Origin of the sequence: Caulobacter soli, assembly GCF_011045195.1 — a bacterium.
Taxonomy (GTDB): Bacteria; Pseudomonadota; Alphaproteobacteria; order Caulobacterales; family Caulobacteraceae; genus Caulobacter; species Caulobacter soli.
In genome coordinates this window covers 915,504-935,903 of record NZ_CP049199.1, presented here as the reverse complement: position 1 = coordinate 935,903, position 20,400 = coordinate 915,504, and the positions used below count along the sequence as shown (strand labels likewise).

Annotated in this window: 19 protein-coding genes, 1 tRNA gene and 1 pseudogene; 13 read left to right on the top strand and 8 right to left on the bottom strand. The window is 62.7% G+C overall.

Going from position 1 to position 20,400, the window contains the following annotated elements:
- Positions 1 to 568: 568 nt before the first annotated feature.
- A complete protein-coding gene (locus G3M62_RS04640; protein ID WP_165185097.1) occupies positions 569 to 988 on the top strand; it encodes a hypothetical protein in 420 nt (139 codons plus the stop codon).
- A 61-nt stretch (positions 989 to 1,049) separates the two neighbouring features.
- Here the strand turns inward: G3M62_RS04640 and G3M62_RS04635 are convergent, their stop codons facing one another.
- Positions 1,050 to 1,325: a hypothetical protein gene (locus tag G3M62_RS04635; RefSeq protein WP_165185096.1), complete on the bottom strand. Its 276-nt coding sequence runs from the start codon at positions 1,323 to 1,325 to the stop codon at positions 1,050 to 1,052.
- A 149-nt stretch (positions 1,326 to 1,474) separates the two neighbouring features.
- Here G3M62_RS04635 and G3M62_RS04630 point away from each other — a divergent pair, with 149 nt between their 5' ends.
- The 3 genes from G3M62_RS04630 to G3M62_RS04620 are packed head-to-tail and all read left to right on the top strand — an operon-like array spanning position 1,475 to position 4,214.
- On the top strand, positions 1,475 to 2,257 hold the full coding sequence (locus tag G3M62_RS04630) for a hypothetical protein (protein WP_165185094.1): 783 nt from the start codon (positions 1,475 to 1,477) through the stop codon (positions 2,255 to 2,257).
- A gap of 20 nt (positions 2,258 to 2,277) precedes the next feature.
- Entirely contained in the window at positions 2,278 to 3,795 is a 1,518-nt protein-coding gene (locus tag G3M62_RS04625) for a type IV secretory system conjugative DNA transfer family protein (RefSeq protein WP_165185093.1), read from the top strand.
- Entirely contained in the window at positions 3,792 to 4,214 is a 423-nt protein-coding gene (locus tag G3M62_RS04620) for a hypothetical protein (RefSeq protein WP_165185091.1), read from the top strand. The genes G3M62_RS04625 and G3M62_RS04620 overlap by 4 nt, the downstream gene beginning before the upstream one ends.
- Here the strand turns inward: G3M62_RS04620 and G3M62_RS04615 are convergent.
- Complete coding sequence (locus G3M62_RS04615; RefSeq protein WP_165185090.1) at positions 4,211 to 4,807, bottom strand: recombinase family protein; 597 nt, start codon at positions 4,805 to 4,807, stop codon at positions 4,211 to 4,213. The genes G3M62_RS04620 and G3M62_RS04615 overlap by 4 nt on opposite strands.
- 189 nt (positions 4,808 to 4,996) lie before the next feature.
- Here G3M62_RS04615 and G3M62_RS04610 point away from each other — a divergent pair, with 189 nt between their 5' ends.
- Positions 4,997 to 5,638, top strand: coding sequence for a hypothetical protein (locus G3M62_RS04610; RefSeq protein WP_165185088.1), 642 nt, complete (start codon positions 4,997 to 4,999; stop codon positions 5,636 to 5,638).
- On the opposite strand, the gene G3M62_RS04605 is transcribed toward G3M62_RS04610, so the two are convergent.
- Positions 5,639 to 6,355, bottom strand: a complete 717-nt coding sequence (locus G3M62_RS04605) for a hypothetical protein (protein WP_165185086.1) — start codon at positions 6,353 to 6,355, stop codon at positions 5,639 to 5,641.
- 192 nt (positions 6,356 to 6,547) lie between these two features.
- On the opposite strand from G3M62_RS04605, the gene G3M62_RS04600 reads away from it, so the two are divergent.
- From G3M62_RS04600 to G3M62_RS26880, 4 genes and pseudogenes are all read left to right on the top strand, one after another.
- Entirely contained in the window at positions 6,548 to 6,934 is a 387-nt protein-coding gene (locus G3M62_RS04600; protein ID WP_165185085.1) for a type II toxin-antitoxin system RelE/ParE family toxin, read from the top strand.
- Position 6,935: 1 nt separating this feature from the next.
- Positions 6,936 to 7,256, top strand: coding sequence for a helix-turn-helix domain-containing protein (locus G3M62_RS04595; protein WP_165185083.1), 321 nt, complete (start codon positions 6,936 to 6,938; stop codon positions 7,254 to 7,256).
- A gap of 251 nt (positions 7,257 to 7,507) precedes the next feature.
- Positions 7,508 to 7,780 carry a hypothetical protein gene (locus G3M62_RS04590; protein ID WP_165185082.1) on the top strand — a complete coding sequence of 91 codons (273 nt, stop codon included), beginning with the start codon at positions 7,508 to 7,510 and terminating at the stop codon, positions 7,778 to 7,780.
- Positions 7,777 to 8,541, top strand: a pseudogene (locus G3M62_RS26880) (recombinase family protein); the annotation flags it as partial. The gene G3M62_RS04590 and the pseudogene G3M62_RS26880, both read left to right, overlap by 4 nt.
- 757 nt (positions 8,542 to 9,298) lie before the next feature.
- On the opposite strand, the gene G3M62_RS04580 reads toward G3M62_RS26880, so the two are convergent.
- Together G3M62_RS04580 and cpdR are read right to left on the bottom strand one after the other, a co-directional pair.
- Positions 9,299 to 9,373, bottom strand: a tRNA-Val gene (locus G3M62_RS04580).
- Between the two features lie 111 nt (positions 9,374 to 9,484).
- Positions 9,485 to 9,841, bottom strand: coding sequence for a cell cycle two-component system response regulator CpdR (gene cpdR / locus G3M62_RS04575; protein ID WP_012284930.1), 357 nt, complete (start codon positions 9,839 to 9,841; stop codon positions 9,485 to 9,487).
- A 177-nt stretch (positions 9,842 to 10,018) separates the two neighbouring features.
- Between cpdR and G3M62_RS04570 the strand changes: the two genes are divergently transcribed.
- The 3 genes from G3M62_RS04570 (at position 10,019) to G3M62_RS04560 (ending at position 15,877) form a co-directional block, all read left to right on the top strand.
- On the top strand, positions 10,019 to 10,939 hold the full coding sequence (locus G3M62_RS04570) for an N-formylglutamate amidohydrolase (protein WP_165185080.1): 921 nt from the start codon (positions 10,019 to 10,021) through the stop codon (positions 10,937 to 10,939).
- Between the two features lie 504 nt (positions 10,940 to 11,443).
- Complete coding sequence (gene typA, locus G3M62_RS04565; RefSeq protein ID WP_165185079.1) at positions 11,444 to 13,279, top strand: translational GTPase TypA; 1,836 nt, start codon at positions 11,444 to 11,446, stop codon at positions 13,277 to 13,279.
- Between the two features lie 189 nt (positions 13,280 to 13,468).
- Complete coding sequence (locus tag G3M62_RS04560; protein ID WP_246263472.1) at positions 13,469 to 15,877, top strand: putative bifunctional diguanylate cyclase/phosphodiesterase; 2,409 nt, start codon at positions 13,469 to 13,471, stop codon at positions 15,875 to 15,877.
- A gap of 187 nt (positions 15,878 to 16,064) precedes the next feature.
- Here G3M62_RS04560 and G3M62_RS04555 read toward each other — a convergent pair whose 3' ends face one another.
- The 3 genes from G3M62_RS04555 to G3M62_RS04545 form a co-directional block, all read right to left on the bottom strand.
- Complete coding sequence (locus tag G3M62_RS04555) at positions 16,065 to 16,322, bottom strand: GlsB/YeaQ/YmgE family stress response membrane protein (RefSeq protein WP_165185076.1); 258 nt, start codon at positions 16,320 to 16,322, stop codon at positions 16,065 to 16,067.
- A 77-nt stretch (positions 16,323 to 16,399) separates the two neighbouring features.
- Entirely contained in the window at positions 16,400 to 17,476 is a 1,077-nt protein-coding gene (locus G3M62_RS04550; RefSeq protein WP_165185074.1) for an HlyD family secretion protein, read from the bottom strand.
- Positions 17,476 to 19,086 carry an efflux MFS transporter permease gene (locus G3M62_RS04545; protein ID WP_165185073.1) on the bottom strand — a complete coding sequence of 537 codons (1,611 nt, stop codon included), beginning with the start codon at positions 19,084 to 19,086 and terminating at the stop codon, positions 17,476 to 17,478. The genes G3M62_RS04550 and G3M62_RS04545 overlap by 1 nt, the downstream gene beginning before the upstream one ends.
- 131 nt (positions 19,087 to 19,217) lie before the next feature.
- Here G3M62_RS04545 and G3M62_RS04540 point away from each other — a divergent pair, with 131 nt between their 5' ends.
- Entirely contained in the window at positions 19,218 to 20,378 is a 1,161-nt protein-coding gene (locus G3M62_RS04540) for an aminotransferase (RefSeq protein ID WP_165185071.1), read from the top strand.
- Positions 20,379 to 20,400: the final 22 nt, after the last annotated feature.

Genomic DNA, 20,400 nt, shown 5'->3' with positions numbered 1-20,400 from the left:
TGGATCACCACGCCTCTGGGATTTGTATTTATATAGGCCGGACCCTTCTCTCGGTGAGCAAGGCCGTTTTGATGCCAAACCTGCGTCGTCTCGCCGTCTGTATGAGATATAATTACAGACGGTTTGTCGCCATCTCTGTGGAGCAATCCATTCTTACGGAACTGCTCCATAAGTACTATGCCTGTATCTCTATGTCGGTAGGTGACCGCAGGGCCTTGTTCGCGATGCACCAAGCCCGCCATTCTCCACTCTTCACGTAAAAGCGGAGGAGAGCCACTGATGTGCCACCCCTTAGCTTCTGCGCATTCCCTAATAGTTACGCGGTAATCCTCACTCACAACTCTCCTATTCGGACCAGATAATGAATCTGTCGCGAGTTGTTTTATATAATTATTACGGAAAAAGCAAGATTTACTTCAGTTGTGAGGTTTTCAGCCTAATTCAGCCTAGTTTCAGCCTGCTGTTCAGCTAGTCTAGCTTCCCACATCTCGGCAGGTTTCGTCCGTCACCCACCCCGTGGGTGGTAGGGCGGGATCCCACCCTCCAACTTCGTTTGGAGGTCGCCGCGATGCAAAGCTGCTCGTGCGAGAAAGAGTGCAAGTGCGTAAAGGCGTTTCTGTTCGTCCCCACGGACAATGAGCTGCGTAATCCGTGGCGTGTGCAACGGCTCGCCAAGGCCGTGATTGAAATCGGACTGTCGCGCAGGGAATTCGCAGCGTTCGTAACCGATGCCGTCGTGCTCGATGAACGCTTCACCTTCTTCTGGCGCGGTAGCCGTGTGAACTACCATCCGTTTGAAGATGAGATCGGCCGCGCCTTTGGCGGCGATGAAAGCTTCCGCTGGATCTCATCGTTCTTGCTGTGCGCCTTCAAGCCTGTGACCTCGGCAACACAGATGCCGCAGTACCGGGTGTTGCCGCGCCTGCGCCTGATCGCGATGGCGATCACGGCGCGGTATCCTGAAAAGGCCCGGACGATTTTCCTCTAGGTTCGGGCGGAAAATGGAGAAGGCCGTGGCGATCGCCACGGCCTTCTTTCTCGTCCGTGTATCAGGCGCCCCAGTAGGGATGCGGCCAGTCGTCATCCCCGGTCTTCCGGGCAAGCCCCGTTTCAGCCGAATAGAGCGCTTCCGCGATCAGGCTGGCAACGGCGACATGGTCCATACGGTCGGCGCTGACATAACGGATGGCGTGTGCCTGCGAGAGATAGAGCAGGCTTACCCCGGTCGGGGTGAACTGGATCTCGAACCGACCCAGCCCGGTTTCGATGAGCCGGAACCAAGCTTCATCGGGAGGCGCGAAGTCGGGGAAGGTGAAGGTGGTCATGGTGCAATCTCCGCTGTGGATTGCACCGGGGTAGGTGACGGACCGCGCCGATCTGGGCGGAACACTGTTGTTTCAACGTTCCGCCCAGATCTCGAAAAAGCGTGTGGCTTGTGACGAACGCCAACCCGGCATGTTCGGAAAAACCTCCCATGACCTACAAGATGAATTACGATGACGGCGAAGCCCGTCAGACGGATCTTTTCGCCGTCGATCAACAGACCCGGCCCATCCCTGAAAACGCCTATCGTGCGCCACGTCCGGGCTTTCAATTGCCGTCCATCATTCGGACGGGCGCAACGGTGCTGATGGCTGGCGCGGTATTCTTCACCGCTGAAATCTTGCTGCCCGGCAACTTCAAACCGTCGACTCTGGTCGGCACCTATGATGCCCGTGTCGCGGCAGCCGTGAAAGCGTCCGAAGCCCAGCAACAGGCCAAGTTCGAGATCTACGTCGGACAGGTCAGACTCGCCAACGACCAGAACCTCGAGCGCTATCGGACACAGGCGCAGGCGATCAGCGGCTACTACACAGCCACCTATGACCGGACAAAAATCTACGCGACGGGCCTGACCCAGTTGCAGCATCAATATGCCGGGGTTCTGCTGCAGCAGACCCGCGAAACCCAATCCACCGATATGAGCTTGGTGAACATGGCCAAGTTCCTCGGTCGGGTTGGCAACATCATTGAGCCGGGTTCCGGCGATTCCGCGCTTCAATATGCCGATGGTCTGAGCCAGCAACTGACCGCCGAACTCAACCACGCGGCCCAGAGCGGGATTACGGTCAAGGTGGACGGTTGGGACACAAACCTGCCGTCGCCTGCCGAAGTGCAACTTGCCCTGCAAGAGCTGAAGCCCGTGCCGCTCCCGCCACCGCCGCAAATCTGGGAAGACGCGCCCCGTCAGGATTTCTCGAAATCCAAGGCGCACTGACCATGGCGAGGGGCAGTTTCATGTCCGGGATGCAGGGCCTTATGGCCCTGCATTCTCGCTTTGTAGAACAGGATTTTGCTGATCGCGCCCGGCTGAAGGCGGAAGCGATGGAAGCGTATATGCACCGCGCCACCGCCTCCGGCCTGCTCGGCGATGGACGACTTGCCGACATGGCGGATGTAGAAGCCGCCAATCTCCTGAATCCTGATGGGTTATTTCTCGGCGCGTTTCAGGGGCGGATGCTGTTTTTCAACGGCGACGAAAGCCTGCTGACCTATCTGCGCACGGGCGGTGGCAAGGGCAGGGATTTGGTCTTGCCGACATTGGCCCATTCCAAAAATCGCTCCCTGATCGTCATCGACGTCAAAGATGCCGAGAACGCTTATGCCAGCCAGCGGCACCGTGCGGAGACGCTGAAATCCCGTTGCGTCTATCTCAACCCGTTCGGCCTGCTGGGTTTGCCGAACACCAAGATCAATCCACTTCAGATCGTCATCGACCTGGTCCGCGGGAAAAGACCTATCGGCACCGCGGCTAAGGAGATCGCTGAAATCCTGCTGCCGCCCAATCCGAAGGCGGGTGACAACGCATGGGTCAGGAAAGGCGCTGTCCGGCTTCTGGCGCTGCGGATTGAGTGGTTGGCGCGGTTTGATCCGGACAAGTGTTCTTTGGCAGGGCTGTGGGAATTCCCGAACGCCGGCGACGACGAAATGGATACGGCGTTTGCCGTCATGGCGTCATGTGGCGTGATCGGTATCGAGCGCCGGGCCAAGGCGTTCAGGGCGACATGGGCGAACGCGGAAAAGCAATTCGAGGCATATAAGTCCGAAGCCATTGAGGCACTGGACGTGTTCGAGCTTGGCAATGAACTCGATATCGCAACGTCCGCGCATGAGTTCGATTTTTCTCGGCTGAAGCACGAACCTCACACCGTCTATCTGACGGTGCCGAGTTCCAAGCTATCGGTCGCCGCGCCATGGATCAGCCTGATCATCAACTATGCGATTGAGACAATCGCGCAGGAAGCCGGGGCGCTCACAACCACGTTCCTGCTCGATGAATTTCCGCAACTGCCGCCAGCACCCGCCATTCTCAAAGCCCTTCGGCTGTATCGCGGCAAAGGGATTCAAATGTGGTTCTTCGCGCAGGGGCGTTTCTCGATGGAGGATCGTTGGTCGCGGGATGCCGTGAAGGAAATTGAAGATCAGGCGGGGGTGATGACCATGAAGCATGTCCAGTCACCCGAGCTGATCCGCGACATTCAGATGTGGTCGGGCAACACCACCATCCTGACGCGCGGCAAGAACCACAGCGGCGGCAAGATCGAAACCGCGAGCGACAGTCTGGGTGAAACCAAACGCCCCGTCCTGCAAAGCGAAGACATTCTAGGCCTTGGCGAGCGCCAGATTATCAAGGTCGCAAGGATGCCGCGCCTGTTCGTGTGCGACACCGTGCCCTTCTATCGGGTTGACCCGTGGAAAGATCAGATTCTCGATGTCCGGCGGCTGCATAGGGGCAGCGAGGATGGGGAGACATGATCTTGTCTGGACGGTATGGCGCGATGGCGCAGAGCTACACAGAAGCCGCCCGGCGTCTCATTCATGCACCCGGCGATTTCGGCGAGATCCGCGCGCCCGGCCTGCATCTGATCGCTCACGCATTCGAGCTATCGCTTAAAGCTGTTCTCGCTCATGGCGGTTGGGACGCAGAGCGATTGATCATGGGCGGGCATAATCTGGATTCCTGCTATCACCGTGCCGTTGCCATGGGCCTACCCGAGCGCTCGGAGATGGCCGAACTGATCGAAGAACTTCACGGTCCGCACTACGCCCAGAGCTTCCGTTATCCGAGCGGCATCTATCGTCCGCCGGAACTTGATCCGCGTTCCACGCTGGCGCTGCTTGAGCAGCATATGGCGGACGTTGATGCCGTGCTGAGCGTGGAACTCGTGACCTAGAGCATTTGGCTGGCAGGTTCTTCATCGCGAAATGTAATATCCGATATCCGCCGCGATTTAAGGCGATAGACGGTTGAGCGGTCGACTCCGAATTGCTGAGCGACTTCTTCAGCACTTGCCTTGCCAGCTAACATGGCACTTGCTTCAGCAACCTGTTCGGGCGTGAGTTTTGGCCGCCGTCCCAACCGAACACCACGAGCACGGGCAGCGCGAAGACCCGCTCGTGTCCTTTCGATTATCACTCCCCGTTCAAAGTCGGCGAACACACTTAGAAGGCGGAAAATGACCTCGCCCACAGGTGAACTGGTGTCGATACCTTCGGTCAGGGAAATAAAGTGTGCGCCCCGGGCGTGAAGTTCATCGGCTATATCGTTGAGGTCGCGGAAATCCCTCCCTAAGCGGTCGAGCTTCCAAACCACAAGCCTGCCGCCCGGCTTGATGGTGGCGAGTGCTTGCTCAAGCCCGGCGCGTTTGCGTGAAGCTCCACTGATCGTGTCCTGAAAGATGGGATGGCAACCCGCCGCCTTCAGCGCATCAAGCTGAAGGTCGGTTGTCTGATCTTCCGTCGAAACTCTGGCGTATCCGATCCGCATTGGCGGAACTGTCGCTGCAAAAAGGGTGGCTTCTGCGACGGCTCCGCGAAGGCGGTGGAAGTTGTGACTTTGGCTGGGGGGACCTGCCAAAATCACGAGCCCAGCATAGCAAAGTTCTCGATTTCACTCAACGCTGAGCTAATCGCAAAAAGGACGGTTATCGCGACGGAAAAATCTCGCGAGAACCTAATGAAGACCAAGCTATTGTTGTGGCTCTGCGGCGGGATTCTGTGCGCCGCATCTCCCGTGCTGGCGCTTGAGATGGACCAATGTGGACCTGCGGCCAATATGCGGGCGACACTGGCGGCGGAAGGCCAGAACACCATCATCATCGGCAATCGCAGCGGGGCCGGGATTCCGACAGCACTTGCATTCACGTCCAACGCGGACGGATCGAAAGGCTACATGGTCGTCACTGATCTTCCGCTCGGCGAAAAGGCCGGATGGGTCTGCGTCCAGTCAGTCTATCGGGATATCCGCATCGGTGATGTGACCAAGCCGGGCATCCCTACATGGGCGCTCCATGTTGAAGACACCGCGCGCGTGGATGAGCAATGCGCTGGGCAAAAGCTTGGCTGGCAAGGCGCTTGCCACCTTCACAGCACGGCGTTGAAGAACCTCGAAAGCCACGGCCAGCGCGTCCTGTTCAAAGCGATAGGCACCGCGAAGAGCCGGGGGAGTGTGCGCGATGATCAGTTGCTACTAGTGACGGTCGATAGCCGCGAAAGTGCTGGCATTCTGACAGCAACGACGGACGAAGGGGCGAACTATATGCTGTGGGCCTATTCAAAGGTGGCGATCACGCCCTACGCAGAGCCGTTGAAGCGGTAGCTAGAACCCCGGACCGTCCAGTGCCGCGACCGCGAGTGAAGGACTAACCTTTTGAGGAACATCCGCCTTTGGCGCGGAGAGCATCTCGAATGCGTCATGCGCCGTCTTCATGTCACTCGTCAGCGATGGATCGTTTTTCGATTTCTCGATCAGCGATGTCTGTTCCTCGGTGCGCTCTGACGGCGGAACGCCCATCGCCTCGGACACATCAGCCACGCGTTCATAGCGGCGGTTGGCTTCAGCATCGCTCATGCCCTGCGCCTTGAAGGCGGTGATGATTTTCTCCCGAAGTTGTTCGTCATTGCGCAGGCGATCAGCGAATTCGGCCCATTCCCGGCCTGTCATTTCCACACCGCCGATGGATGACTTGGTGCGCATCCATTCTTCGCGCAGTCGTTCTTCCTCGGTGACGAAAGCGATCAGCTGGCGGAACTGGTCGGCGCTTTCCTCATCCCGCTCGGCTTGGAGCTGTTCGCGGGTCTTCTGGCCGACCGGACCATTCTTGATGGTCATTCCGGCGTTGTCGAGATTTTGCACCTGTTCGGCCTTGGCCTCGATGGCGGCAGCCTTCCAGAACGGAACACGCAACGGGATCGCATTCCCAAACGCTTTCGCGTCCACGAATGTGGACGCATCGACCTGCGCTCCGGTGTTAATTTCGTCGTTGGAGCGCAGGTCGATAGAATTTTTCCCCTTAGATGAATCCACATCTGCCATGGCGATATTGTAGAACGCGATTCTTAAGTCCTGCTAATTTTCGATACAATTTGAGACGAATTTTATCTACTCACCAATTTTTACAGATTCCGTCATCTATGTTATTCTAATGCTTATTGGGCCGAAATTGCCTCCCGGCCATCTCCACACGAGAAGCTTGAAAAAGATAGCACCACGTGCTACATTACAGGAATGGTGGACAGCGAACCTCAATCCCGTGTTTTCAAAAGTGCTTGGTTTTCCAAGGCCGCGAAGAAAGCAAGGATCAAGGATAGCGAGCTTTGTACGGCCATAGCTGAAGTGATGAAGGGTCAGGCTGACGACCTTGGCGGCGGCGTTTTCAAGAAACGCCTGAACAATAATATGCACAGATCCATCATTGTCGCCAAAGGGCAACGATATTGGATTTACGAATACCTGTTTGCGAAAAAGGACCGGGCCAACATCGAAGACGATGAATTGAAGGGCTTTCGGGAACTGGCCAAGGCCTATGCAACGTTACAGCCTGCGCAACTCGATGAGTTGCTGGGCGATGGAGATTTAATAGAGATTTGCCGCAAGGCAGAGACGGAGGCGTAAAATGAGCAAGAAAACCTATAAAACCGATGCCTTTGAGGCGATCCACTCATCGGCCAAGGCGCTGCACAAGGTCGGGGCGATTGATAAAGCCACCATGCGCGACTTCGATGCCGCGTCCCTTGAGGTGCCCAGCATTTTCGATCCGCAGGAAATCAAGCGCCTGCGTGAACTCAACCATGTCAGCCAGCCCGTATTCGCCCGCTACCTCAACACCAGCGAGTCAACCGTTGAGAAATGGGAAACCGGAGCCAAGCGCCCGAGCGGTATGGCGCTCAAACTATTGAGCGTTATTCAGAAGCATGGACTGCAAGTTCTGTCCTGATAGTTATAGAAACTGAATTGTGTTACAAAAATACTTGAATTTTTAAGCGCACTCTGACAATATAGGAACATATTCCCTACAACTGCGCCTAAACTCCGCCCCTCCGTGCGGAGTTTTTTTATGCCTTCGTTTCAGCGAGAACCGCCCAAATTCCGGGTGAGCGCAGCCTAAAGGAAATCATCAACCCTTAGTCAAACGAACTCTGTTCGCGCCTTCAATGCGCGATTCAGGGTCCGGGAAAGTGCGCTCCCATGTCTATAGATCTCTCTGAATACCGTTATCTTGTGGAAAACTTCGGCCTGACGGGCGCCCAACAGGATGAACTTCTGAACATACTCAGTCACATCGCTTTGCATTTTGTAGATCTCGGCTGGGGCACAGACTCCACGCAGCTCTGCATGGCGCTAGCGAAGCCCGGCGACCCTCTACACGAAGCCGATCTGGCAAACTGGCGGCCAGAATCCCTCGCCGGAAACTTCAAACACGCTGCCGATGAGGACGTGGCGAGAAAGGACAAACCATGAGGGAGACGACCAGTACAGGCAGACAAGCCGTCATTTACGTGCGGGTTTCCGACAGGAAGCAGGAGAAGAACGGGCACGGGCTGGATTCTCAAGAAACGCGCTGCCGGGAGTTTGCCTCTTACCGCAAGCATGAGGTGGTGAAGGTCTTCTACGAGACGATCTCAGGCGGAAAACAGGGGCGACCCGCCATGAAGGCGATGCTTGAATTTCTCAAGCGCCATAGGACCGTGACCCGGCACGTTGTGCTGATAGACGACATTACCCGGCTAGCGCGGGATATTGAGATTCACAAATCCCTCCGCCGCTCCATTAAGGCAGCGGGCGGGGATCTCGAAAGTCCGTCAGTCGTGTTCGGCGACAGTAGCGACAGCCTCTTCTTCGAAAACATGCAGGCGCTCAATTCCGAATACCAGCGCGTCAAAAACGGCGAGCAGGTCGTCAACCGCATGAGGTCGAGACTCCTTGGCGGGCATTTTATTCTCGCCGCGCCAGTCGGATACATCTACGCCAAACTCAAGGACGAGGGAAAACGGCTTGTCCCCAATGAGCCTGTTGCTTCCATCGTGAGGGAAGCGCTTGAAGGTTTCGCCTCTGGTCGGTTCGCGACACAGGCAGATGTGCAGCGATTTCTTCAGACCCAACCCGATTTCCCGAAGGATCGGCAGGGCCGCGTTCATCGGGCGCGTGTGCCCGAGATGCTGAACCGGATCGTGTACACGGGCTATTTTGAAATGCCCGCGTGGAACGTCTCCTTGCGCAAAGGCACCCATGAACCGCTGATCTCTTACGAGACCTATCAGAAGATTCAGGCCCGGCTGAAAGCGCCACGCCGTACGCCTGCACGGAAAGATTTCAACGAGGACTTCCCGCTGCGCGGTTATGTGTCCTGTGCCGACTGCTGCCAGCCTCTACGGGCAGCTTGGACGAAGGGGAGAGACAGGCACCACCCTTATTACATCTGCCATACGAAAACCTGCGTGAGCTACGGCAAGTCGATCAAGCGCGCGGTGATCGAGGGCGAATTCGAAACGCTGCTTGCAGGGCTGAAACCGTCTCGCGATTTGTTCGAAGCGATTCACGTGCTGATGAAGGCATGGTGGGATGACCGCATTGCGAAGGCCAAAAATGGCCTGTCAGCGTTCAAGGCCGAACTGATTCAGTTGGAGCGGCAGGCGGAGAAATTGGTCGATCTGGTGATCGATGCTCCGAGCGCCGACCTACGCGCCCGGTACGAAGATCGCCTGCGCCAAATCGAAGCCGACAAGATCGCAGTGAAGGAAAAACTGGTGTCAGACGGTAAGCCGCCGCGCAGTTTTGACGCGGCTTATCGAACCGCGATGATGTTCCTCGCAAACCCTTTAAATCTTTGGCATTCGCCGCGTTTGGAGAACAAGCGGACGGTCCTGAAACTCACGTTTTCAGAGAGGCTGATTTATTCGCGCTTTGAAGGCTATCGAACCCCCGCAACCTCAATGCCCTTCAGGCTTTTTGGGGCTTTTGATGCTGGGAAAGAAGGGATGGTGGACGCGACAGGGATTGAACCTGTGACCCCCTCGATGTCAACGAGGTGCTCTCCCGCTGAGCTACGCGTCCGCCAAAGCGGCCCTGAAGCGCTTCGAAAAGCGTCCGGGGCGGGAAGGTGTGGGGGTATAGCGGCGGCTTTCGAAGGACGCAAGCCGACTTGCTCGCCGCCTGGGGAAAATTTTAGGCGGCCATCATCTTTTCGACTTCGGAGACGAGGTCGCGAAGGTGCACGGGCTTGGACAGCACCTTGGCGCCGGCCGGAGCGCGGTCCTGAGCCGACAGGGCCACGGCGGCGAAGCCGGTGATGAACATGATGCGCAGGGACGGATCGCGGGCGGCGGCCTGGCGGGCCACCTCGATGCCGTCCATGCCAGGCATGACGATGTCGGTCAGCAGCAGGTCCCAGGGGGTGTCCAGGTGCTGGACCGCCTCTTCGCCGTCGGCGCAGGCGGTGACCTCGAATCCGGCGCGCTCGAGCGCGCGGGCCAGGAAGCCGCGGAGGGAGTCATCGTCTTCGGCGAGGAGGATGCGGGCCATGCGGTCAGTTTCCAGGCGAATGTCGAAATTGGAAAGCCGGAATCTAGAGAAGGACGGTAAATCCCGGATGAACCGGACCCACGCTGTCCACAGCTAAAGCGCCGACGTCCGTTCGCGCCCTTATAGCGTGGGCCGTTGGCGTTTGACCCGGAACCGCCGGACCGCGACAATAAGTCCATGACCGCATGGAAGCCGATCGCTTCGGAAACGCCGGCGACGGCGGAGCATGGCTTCTCGCCGGCCTTCGAGGTCGCGCGTCCTGAGACTGAACACGATACGCCCCCGACCCCGCTGGTGTTCGCCTCGCCGCATTCCGGACGTCTCTATCCGCCCGACATGATGGCCGCCGCGCGGCTGGACACCCAGGATCTGCGCGGCTCGGAAGACGCCTTCGTCGACGATCTGATCGGCGACGCCCCCGCTCTGGGGGTCTGCGTGATCCGCGCCCGGCTGGCCCGGGCCTATATCGACCTGAACCGCGACGCCTGGGAGCTGGACCCGGCGATGTTCGAGGACGCCCTGCCCGACTTCGCCCAGGCCCGCACGGCGCGGGTGGCGGCGGGACTGGGGGCGATCGCCAGGCTGGCCGGCGAGGGCCGCCCGATCTACGCCCGCAAACTGACCTTCGCCGAGGCCAAGGTCCGTATCGAAACCGCCCACCGGCCCTATCATGACGCGCTGGACCGGCTGCTGGCCCAGGCGCGCAACGCCCATGGCCTGGCGATCCTGGTCGACTGGCACTCGATGCCGGCGGCGGCGGCGCGCGGCCACCGGGCGCGCGGCGGCGGTCCGTGCGACATCGTGCTGGGCGACCGCTTCGGCGCGGCCTGCGGGCCCAAGCTGACCGGGCTGATGGAGAAGACCCTGGAAGGGCTGGGCTATCGCGTGGCCCGCAACGCCCCCTATGCCGGCGGCTACACCACCGAACACTACGGCCGCCCGGCCCGGCGCACCCACGCCATCCAGGTCGAGATCAATCGCGCGCTCTATATGAACGAGACCACGCGCGAACCCACCGAGGGCCTGGCGCGGCTGAAGACGGACATTGAGGCGGTCACCCGGCAGCTGGCCGGCACGGACTGGGCCGAGCTGCTCTGAAATCCCTCTGTCTTTGAGAGAGGGTTATTCGCGCCCCTGGACGCAGGCCAAAAAAAAGCCCGGCTCGAAAGCCGGGCAGTTCATTAGGGAGGAAACGCCCAGGAAGGGCAGAGGCGGCAGCGCCGCCTCACAGGTTGCTTATAGGGTGCGGTGCGAAACGCATCAAGCAAAATCTTCGATATCGCCCTCACGATTGGCTGGGCGTGGTGTCACGGCGTCCCCAGAAAACCCCTTGAATCATAAGGGTTGAAGAACGTCGATCTTCAAGCTTGACCATTTTTGGGACCAATGCTGCACCGCACAATTAGTTGCCAAAGAAACGACATCCGTCGGCAACTTTCTCAAACCCCATAAAATTAAGGGGTTTGGGGCTGACACCGGTTTCCATGTGAATCTCTTGCGCAGGGGTGGGGTGGATAAACGCCGCGCAGTCGCGTAAAAGCCGCGCGCCTGACGCGCGCAGCGTCAAACCTCATCTGTTCCTCCCGAAAGTTCGCCTTCTCCATGTCCATGCGAAACATCGCCATCATCGCGCACGTCGATCATGGCAAGACCACCCTCGTCGATCAGCTGCTGGCCCAGTCCGGCGTCTTCCGCGCCAACGAAGCCACGACCGAGCGCGCCATGGACTCCAACGACCAGGAGCGCGAGCGCGGGATCACCATCCTGGCCAAGTGCACCAGCGTCCTGTGGAACGGTGAAGCGGGCGAGACCCGCATCAACATCATCGACACCCCCGGCCACGCCGACTTCGGCGGCGAAGTCGAGCGCATCCTGGGCATGGTGGACGGCTGCGTCCTGCTGGTCGACGCCGAAGAAGGCGTCATGCCGCAGACCAAGTTCGTGCTGACCAAGGCGCTGAAGATGGGCCTGCGTCCCATCCTCTGCATCAACAAGGTCGACCGCGCCCACGCCGACCCGGACCGCGTTCACAACGCCGCCTTCGACCTGTTCGCCGCCATCGGCGCCACGGACGAGCAGCTGGACTTCCCGCACATCTACGCGTCGGGCCGCGCCGGCTGGGCCACGCTGGACATGAACGTGCCCAACGACAACCTGGGCCCGTTGTTCGACCTGATCGTCCGCCACGTGCCGGAACCCAAGCAGATCGCCAAGGTCAACGAGCCCTTCCAGATCCTGAACGTGCTGATCGAATCCGATCCGTTCCTGGGCCGCCTGCTGACGGGCCGCATCGAGAGCGGCAAGGCCGTTCCCGGCATGGCCATCCACGCCCTGGACCGCGACGGCAAGGAAATCGAGCGCGGCCGCATCACCAAGGTGCTGGCCTTCCGCGGCCTGAAGCGCTCGCCGGTCGACGAAGGCGCCGAGGCTGGTGACATCGTCGCCATCGCCGGCATGTCCAAGGCCACCGTCGCCGACACCCTGTGCGCGATGGAAGTGACCGACGCCCTGCCCGCCCAGCCGATCGATCCGCCGACCATCTCGATGACCGTCTCGGTCAACGACAGCCCGCTGGCCGGCCGCGAAGGCGACAAGGTCCAGAGCCGCGTGATCCGCGACCGTCTGCTGAAGGAAGCCGAATCGAACGTGGCCATCAAGGTCACCGAGTCGACCGAGGGCGACGCCTATGAAGTGTCGGGCCGCGGCGAACTGCAGCTGGGCGTTCTGATCGAGAACATGCGCCGCGAAGGCTTCGAAGTGTCGATCAGCCGTCCGCGCGTGGTGTTCCAGACCGATCCGGAAACCGGCAAGCGCCTGGAGCCGATGGAAGACGTCATGATCGACGTCGACGACGAGTTCTCGGGCATCGTCATCGAGAAGCTGTCGCTGCGTAAGGCCGAGCTGAAGGACATGGGTCCGTCGGGCGCCGGCAAGACCCGCATCCAGCTGACCGCCCCGTCGCGTTCGCTGATCGGCTATCAGGGCGAGTTCCTGACCGACACGCGCGGTTCGGGCGTGCTGAACCGCGTGTTCAGCCACTACGAGCCCTACAAGGGCGCGATCGACCAACAGCGCAAGGGCGTGCTGATCTCGAACTCGGACGGTGAAACCGCGGCCTACGCGCTGTGGAACCTGGAAGAGCGCGGCACCATGTTCGTTGGCGCCGGCGAGAAGACCTATCTGGGCATGATCATCGGCGAGAACGCCCGTCAGGACGACCTCGACGTCAACCCGATGAAGGCCAAGCAGCTGACCAACGTCCGCGCCTCGGGCAAGGACGAGTCGATCCGCCTGACCCCGCCGCGCCGCATGACCCTCGAGCAGGCCATCGCCTACATCGAGGAAGACGAGCTGGTGGAAGTGACCCCGAAGAACATCCGCCTGCGCAAGCAGATCCTGAACCCGTCGTTCCGCAAGCGTCGCGTCAAGGAAGAATAGTCGGTTCCCGGAACATCCGGGACAGACGAGCAAGAGGCCGCCGCCCTTCGGGACGGCGGCCTTTTTCTTGGCCGATCCGGACGATGCGGCGTGACCCATGGCCGCGCTTACGGTTAACCGCCGTTTCAGAAAACGCCGCTACGGTACACTCGCAGGATGAGGGGCGTCCTGAGATCGCGGGACCGCATAGTGCGTCTGACCTCCCTATTTTCGGCGGTTTCATCGCTGCTGGTCGCGCGCGTGGCGCGCTACAACGTCTCGGTTCCCGAGGCCATCGCCGGCCGCGTCCGGTTCGAGCAACTGGTCAGCATCCAGCGCCTGACGCCCGTGATGATGGGCGCCAACATCATCAACGCCCAGCTGGTCTGCCTGGCCGGCCTGCGCGGTCCGCATCGCGTCAGCCTGCTGATCTGGGCCGCCGTGGTGATCTGCTACGCCCTGCTGGGCCTGCGCGGCTGGGTCTCGGCCCGTCGGCGCAAGAGCAACAAGAACACCGTCTCGGCTCGGGGCGTGCGGCGCGTGGCCATCCAGGCCGGCATCCTCGGCGCGCTCTGGGGCGTGCTGCCCATCCTGGCCTTGCGCGGGGCCAATACCGAAATGAGCATGCTGATCGTCTCGCTGACGGCCGGCATGATCGGCACCGGCAGTTTTGCCCTGCTGACCCTGCCGCTGGCGTCCCAGGCCTATACGACGCCGCTGGTCGTCGGCTCGCTCTGCGTGCTGCTGACCAGCCACGAGCCGATCCTGCTGGCCTTGGCCGGGCTTCTGATCTTCTGCTACCTGATCGTCGGCCTCTCCTGCCTGTCGCACGCCCGGGTGTTCGTCGAGCGCCTGGTGGCCGGCGAGGAGCTGGAGCACCAGAAGCAGGTGGTCAGCCTGCTGCTCAGCGACTTCGAGGAAGGCGCCAGCGACTGGCTCTGGGAAGTCGACACCAGCGGCGCCCTCACCTACGTCTCCGAACGCATGGCCGAGGCGGCCGGCGTGCCGCGCGAGGATCTGGTGGGCCGCCAGGTCGGCGAGCTAGGCGGCGAACTGGCCGAGACGTCCGAGGGCCTGGCCAACACCCTGACGGGTCTCCTGGCCGACCAGAAGCCGTTCCGCGACGTCGTCATGTCGGTGCTGGTCGACGACCAGATCCGCTGGTGGTCGCTGACCGCCAAGCCCGTGCATGACCTGCAAGGCGCTTTCGCCGGCTTCCGCGGTGTCGGGGCCGACGTCACCCAGGCCCGCAAGGACCAGGAGCGCATCACCCGCCTGGCCCACTACGATGTGCTGACCGGCCTGCCCAACCGCCTGTCGTTCCTGCAGGCCCTGAGCGGCGCCTGGGACGCCAAGGGGCGCACCTCGGGCTGCGCGGTCCTGTGCCTGGACCTTGACCACTTCAAGGGCGTCAACGACAGCCTGGGCCACCCGATCGGCGACGCCCTGCTGGTCGAGGCGGCTCGCCGCCTGCGCGCCTGCGTCGGCGAGACCGGCGTCGTCACCCGCCTGGGCGGCGACGAGTTCGCCGTGGTGGTGCGCGACGACCTGGCGCCGTCCAGACTTGCCCCTGAGTTTTTGGGCGCCCTGGCCCAGGCCATCGTCGACACCCTATCCCTGCCCTACGAGCTGAACGACCATCACGTGTCGATCGGGGCCAGTGTCGGCATCGCCGTCGCCCCGGCCGACGCCGACGACGCCGACACCCTGCTTAAGAACGCCGACCTGGCCCTCTACCGCGCCAAGGGCGACGGGCGCGGAGCCTATCGGTTCTTCGAGGCGACCATGGACCTGTGGGCCCAGGAGCGCCGGGCCCTCGAGATCGACCTGCGCTCGGCCCTGAAGAACGACGAGCTGAAGCTGTTCTTCCAGCCGCTGATCGGCGCCAAGGCCCACGAGATCACCGGCTTCGAGGCCCTGCTGCGTTGGCAGCATCCGCGCCGAGGCGTGGTCGGACCCGACGACTTCATCGAATGCGCCGAGCAGTGGGGCCTGATCTGCAAGATCGGCGAATGGGTGTTGAACGAGGCCTGCCGCCAGGCCGCCTCATGGCCCACGGCGCTGAAGGTGGCGGTCAACCTGTCGCCCAACCAGTTCGCGACCGGCGACCTGGTCGAGCAGGTGCGCACGGCCCTGAGGGAGTCGGGGCTGGATCCCAAGCGGCTGGAGCTGGAGATCACCGAGGGCCTGCTGCTGCGCGACACCGCCGGCACGCTGGAGCAGCTCCAGGCGCTGAAGGACCTGGGCGTGCGCATCGCCATGGACGACTTCGGCACGGGCTATTCCAGCCTGGCCTATCTGTGGCGGTTCCCGTTCGACAAGATCAAGATCGACCGCACCTTCATCGCCGAGATGTCGGGCAATCCGGCCATCGCCGACATCCTGCGCACGATCACCCTGCTGGGCCGCACCCTGAACCTGGAAGTCACCGCCGAGGGCGTGGAGACCGCCGAGCAGGCCTCGATCCTCGAGGACATGCGCTGCGACCACTTCCAGGGCTATCTGTTCGGCCGGCCCATGCCGATCGCCGACATTCCCGGGTTCCTGCTGGAGAACACCGCGCAGCGGTTGCGGCGGGCACCGGCGGGGGACAATGGCGCCCAAGCGGCGGTGAAGTGACTTCCCCTCTCCCCTTGCGGGAGAGGGTGGCCTCGCGAAGCGAGGTCGGGTGAGGGGTTGAAGATCGCAAAAGCCGCGACCAGCCCTTCGGCGGATCGCGGTTTTAAATATCTGAGAGGCCCCTCATCCGGCGGCTACGCCGCCACCTTCTCCCGCAAGGGGAGAAGGATCAGCGATCGTCTCCAGCTCAGATCCGTCGCGGCCCGCTGAACAGCCCCAAAATCCACAGCAGGACGACCGCCCCCACCGTCGACACCAGCAGGCTGCCGATCCAGCCGAAGAAGTGGATGTTGAACATGCTGGCCAGGAACGCGCCGATCAGCGCGCCGACCAGGCCGACGATCAGGTTGGTGATCAGGCCGTGATTGCGGCCCATGATCTGCTCGGCGATCCAGCCGGCGAAGATGCCGATGATGATCGCGCCGATGAAGCCCACACCGTTCATGTCTCGAAGTTCCTGACAGCCAAGGTTGCTGGGGAAATGCTCGAACGGGGCGAATGGTTGCGGAGAAGCCGACGAGATCAGTCCCGCGTCTCCACCCGCGCCACCACGCTCATGCCCGGCCTCAGACGGGCCACGCCGTCCTGACCGGGGTCGAGCACGATGCGGGTCGGCAGGCGCTGGACCACCTTGGTGAAGTTGCCCGTGGCGTTGTCGGGCTTGATCACCGCGAACTCCGAGCCGGTGGCCGGCCCCATTCGCTCGACATGGCCGCGCAGCTTCAGCCCGCCCAGGGCGTCGACCTGGACCACCGCCGGCTGGCCGACCCGGATATGGGCGGTCTGGGTCTCCTTGAAGTTGGCGGTCACCCAGGTCTGGCGGGGCACCACGCCCATCAGCTGGGTGCCGACGGCGACATATTGGCCAAGCTTGACGCCCACCTCGCCCACCGCCCCGTCCTCGGGCGCGCGGATGGTGGTGTTGGCCAGGTCGATGCGGGCCAGTTCGACATTGGCCCGCGCATTGGCCAGGGTCGCCTCCAGCCCCTCGCGATTGACCTTGGTCGTGGCCAGGGCCTGGCGGGCGATGTCGATATTGGCCTCGGTCTGGGCGACGCCCGCGGCGGCCTGGCGCTGGGCCACCTGCAGAACGTCGCGCTGGCTGGGCGCCAGCCAACCCTGGGCCAGCAGCGGCTCGGCCCGCTTGATGTCGACCTGGGCCTTGGCCAGGGCCGCGCGGCCGCTCTCGGACTGGGCCTGGGCCAGCCGGATCTGGGCGTCGTTCGAGGTCTGGGCCTGGAGGTTGGCGTCCAGAGCCGCCTGGGCCGACTGCACGGACGCCTGCGCCTGAGCCAGCTTCTGGCGATAGATGCGGTCGTCGATCTGGACCAGCACCTGCCCCGCTTTCACCGCCTGGAAGTCCTTGACCGCCACCGCCGTCACATAGCCGTCGACCTTGGGCGCCAGCAGGGTGACATAGCCGCGCACATAGGCGTTCTCGGTGCTCTGCACCGTGCCGGTGAACGGCGGCAGCTTCCAGGCGTAGAGCACCAGCAGCACCCCGCCGATCCCGGCGATGACCACCGGAACGGCCGCGCGCGACCACAGGCGCTTGGGCGGCGGCGGGGCGATCGGGGTCGCGGCTTGGGGATCGGACATCAGGCGGCCTCAATGGGCGTCAGCCGGGCCGCGCGCCGCTGGCGCAGGTCGGACCGGATGCGCAGGAACAACAGGTAGAAGAACACCAGCACGGCCATCACCGCCACCGTGGCGAACACGTCGTCATAGGCCAGCACCGTGGCCTCGCGCGTCGCCTGCTGGGCCAGCAGGGCCGCGCCCTCGCCCGATCGCAAGCTGGGGTCGGTCAGCACGCCGGCGTAGGAGCCCGTCAGTTGCTTCACCCTCAGGGCGACCTGGGGATCGGTCAGGCTCAGCCGGCTGACGATGTGGTCGGAATGCACCCGCTCGCGCACCGTCATCAGCGTGCCCAGGAACGCCGAACCGCCCAGGGCCCCGACCACCTGCCCCGTCGAGAACAGCACGATGAAGCTGACGATATATTCCTGGCCCATCTTGATGGCGCGCGGGAAGCCCGCCAGCAGGGCGGCGGGCAGGAACAGCGCCCCGGCGAAGGCCATCATGCCCTGGCTGAGATACATCTGCTCGGGCCGGGTCAGGCTGGTCGACTGGCTGTCCAGTACGGCCGCGACGGCGACCATCAGCAAGGCGATCAGGGCCGGGGTGCTGACGTGCTCGGGATTGATCGTGAAGGCCACGATGACCATGCCGGCCAGGGTGGCGAAGAACATCACCCACGACAGCCCGGCCATCTGGTCGTTGTTCATGCCCAGGGTCTGGAGCAGACCGAACGCCCCCACGCCCTGCTCGGACAGCACGATACGGAACAGCAGGATGATCACCAGCAGCCGCAGCAGGTCGGCGCTGGTCAGCCAGCGCAGGTGGATCAGCGGCTTGCGGCGATGCAGCTCGACCAGGGCCGTGGCGACCAGCAGCACGATGGCGACGGCCAGGCACCAGCCGATCCAGGCGGTGTCGAACCACCAGACATAACGCCCCTGCCCTAGCACCACGCACAGCAGGGCGATGCCGGGCGCGAACAGGGCGAAGGTGAGGAAGTCGCGCCACTCGAACATCTGCACGCGCGGGATCGGCGGCAGGCGCAGCAGGTTCACGGCCGACAGGCACACGATGCTCAGCCCGATCTCGGCCAGATAGAGGCCGTGCCATTGGCCGGTGTCGAGCAGGTCGGAGGAGACCAGCCGCGACAACGGCAGGGCCAGCTGCGCCCAGCCCACGCCCAGGGCCAGGCCGACGATCCGCTTCTCGGGCGGCGCGGCCTCGACCATGTAGAGCAGGGTCAGGGTCGACAGGGCCGAGGCCGCCATGCCCGCCGCCGCCCGCACGGCGATGGCCGAGCGCAGGTCGTTGCTCAGCAGGTGCGCCAGGCCGACCACGATGAACAGGCCGAGGCCAATGTCGGCGAACAGCCGCAGCCCGTACTGAAAGCGGAACTTCACGGCCAGCAGGCCGATGGTGGCGTTGGCGGCGGTGTAGGCGATCGACAGCCAGGCCGACTCGTTGGTGAAGGCGCCCAGCGAACCCTGGATCCAGGGCAGGTTGTTGTTGATCAGGTTGGCGCCCAGGCCCTGGGTCAGGCCCAGCAGCAGCGACACCACGCCGTACGAAAGCCCATGCGACCACGTCCACGGTGGCGAAGGCGGCGGGGCGGGGACGGCGCTGTCGGTCACTTCAACTGAAGCTCCACCGTGAGGGATTGGTTCCGCGAGACCGTCACCCTAGGACAGGCGACGGGCTCGGACTTGAACAAACCCAACACCGTGCGACCTATGCTAGGCAAGCGTTCGAGGAGACGCCCGCCATGGTCCACCCCGTCTATGCCGACCTGCCCACCACCATCTTCGAGGAGATGAGCGGTCTTGCGCGCGAGACGGGCGCGATCAATCTGGGCCAGGGCTTTCCCGACGACGCCGGGCCAATGGCGCTGCGTCAGAAGGCCGGCGAGGCGCTGATCAGCGGTACGAACCAGTATCCGCCGATGCGCGGCCTGCCCGCCCTGCGCCAGGCCGTCGCCGCCCACTACGGCCGCACCCAAGGCCTGGACCTGGACTGGGAAAGCGAGATCGTCGTCACCTCCGGCGCGACCGAGGCCCTGGCGGCGGCCTTCCTCAGCCTGATCTCGCCCGGCGACGAGGCGGTGCTGTTCCAGCCGCTGTACGACGCCTATCTGCCGATGGTGAAACGGGCCGGCGGCGTGCCCAAACTGGTGCGCCTGACCCCGCCACACTGGCGCTTCGACCGGGCGATGCTGGAAGCCGCGTTCAGCGACAGGACGCGGATGGTGGTGCTGAACACCCCGCTCAATCCCGCCGGCGTCGTCACGCCCGACGAGGACCTGGCCCTGCTGGCCGAGTTTTGCGCGAAGCATGACGTCATCGCCGTCTGCGACGAGGTCTGGGAGGCCGTGGTGTTCGACGGCGCCAAGCACCGGCCGCTGATCGGCCATCCGGGCATGCGCGAGCGCTGCGTGAAGATCGGCTCGGCCGGAAAGATGTTCGGCATGACCGGCTGGAAGGTCGGCTTCCTGTGCGCGGCCCCCGCCCTGACCAAGGCCCTAGCCGGCGCCCACCAGTTCCTGACCTTCACGACCCCGCCCAACCTGCAGGAGGCAGTGGCGTTCGGCCTGCAAGAACCCGGCGACTGGTTCCAGACCATGCCCGCCGGCCTGCAGCGCTCGCGCGACCGGTTGGCGGCGGGCCTGCGCGAGGCCGGCTTCGTCGTGCTCGATAGCGGCGGCACCTATTTTCTCAATGTCGACCTGAAGGCCTCGGGGATCGACGAGGACGACCGAACCTTCGCCCTGCGCGCCGTGCGCGACCACGGCGTGGCCAGCATCCCGGTCTCGGCGTTCTACGCCGAAGACCCGGTGCGCCACATCCTGCGGCTCTGTTTCGCCAAGGCCGACGACACGCTGGACGAGGCGGTGGCGCGGCTGGCCAAGGCGCGCGCGGCGCAAGCCTAGGCCCTCCCCCTGCGGGGGAGGA

Excerpts from the sequence above, each read along its gene's own strand:
- G3M62_RS04640 (WP_165185097.1), top strand. The coding sequence starts at position 569 with ATGCAAAGCTGCTCGTGCGAGAAAGAGTGCAAGTGCGTAAAGGCGTTT.
- G3M62_RS04635 (WP_165185096.1), bottom strand. The coding sequence starts at position 1,325 with ATGACCACCTTCACCTTCCCCGACTTCGCGCCTCCCGATGAAGCTTGG.
- G3M62_RS04630 (WP_165185094.1), top strand. The coding sequence starts at position 1,475 with ATGACCTACAAGATGAATTACGATGACGGCGAAGCCCGTCAGACGGAT.
- G3M62_RS04625 (WP_165185093.1), top strand. The coding sequence starts at position 2,278 with ATGTCCGGGATGCAGGGCCTTATGGCCCTGCATTCTCGCTTTGTAGAA.
- G3M62_RS04620 (WP_165185091.1), top strand. The coding sequence starts at position 3,792 with ATGATCTTGTCTGGACGGTATGGCGCGATGGCGCAGAGCTACACAGAA.
- G3M62_RS04615 (WP_165185090.1), bottom strand. The coding sequence starts at position 4,807 with ATGCGGATCGGATACGCCAGAGTTTCGACGGAAGATCAGACAACCGAC.
- G3M62_RS04610 (WP_165185088.1), top strand. The coding sequence starts at position 4,997 with ATGAAGACCAAGCTATTGTTGTGGCTCTGCGGCGGGATTCTGTGCGCC.
- G3M62_RS04605 (WP_165185086.1), bottom strand. The coding sequence starts at position 6,355 with ATGGCAGATGTGGATTCATCTAAGGGGAAAAATTCTATCGACCTGCGC.
- G3M62_RS04600 (WP_165185085.1), top strand. The coding sequence starts at position 6,548 with ATGGTGGACAGCGAACCTCAATCCCGTGTTTTCAAAAGTGCTTGGTTT.
- G3M62_RS04595 (WP_165185083.1), top strand. The coding sequence starts at position 6,936 with ATGAGCAAGAAAACCTATAAAACCGATGCCTTTGAGGCGATCCACTCA.
- G3M62_RS04590 (WP_165185082.1), top strand. The coding sequence starts at position 7,508 with ATGTCTATAGATCTCTCTGAATACCGTTATCTTGTGGAAAACTTCGGC.
- cpdR (WP_012284930.1), bottom strand. The coding sequence starts at position 9,841 with ATGGCCCGCATCCTCCTCGCCGAAGACGATGACTCCCTCCGCGGCTTC.
- G3M62_RS04570 (WP_165185080.1), top strand. The coding sequence starts at position 10,019 with ATGACCGCATGGAAGCCGATCGCTTCGGAAACGCCGGCGACGGCGGAG.
- typA (WP_165185079.1), top strand. The coding sequence starts at position 11,444 with ATGTCCATGCGAAACATCGCCATCATCGCGCACGTCGATCATGGCAAG.
- G3M62_RS04555 (WP_165185076.1), bottom strand. The coding sequence starts at position 16,322 with ATGAACGGTGTGGGCTTCATCGGCGCGATCATCATCGGCATCTTCGCC.
- G3M62_RS04550 (WP_165185074.1), bottom strand. The coding sequence starts at position 17,476 with ATGTCCGATCCCCAAGCCGCGACCCCGATCGCCCCGCCGCCGCCCAAG.
- G3M62_RS04540 (WP_165185071.1), top strand. The coding sequence starts at position 19,218 with ATGGTCCACCCCGTCTATGCCGACCTGCCCACCACCATCTTCGAGGAG.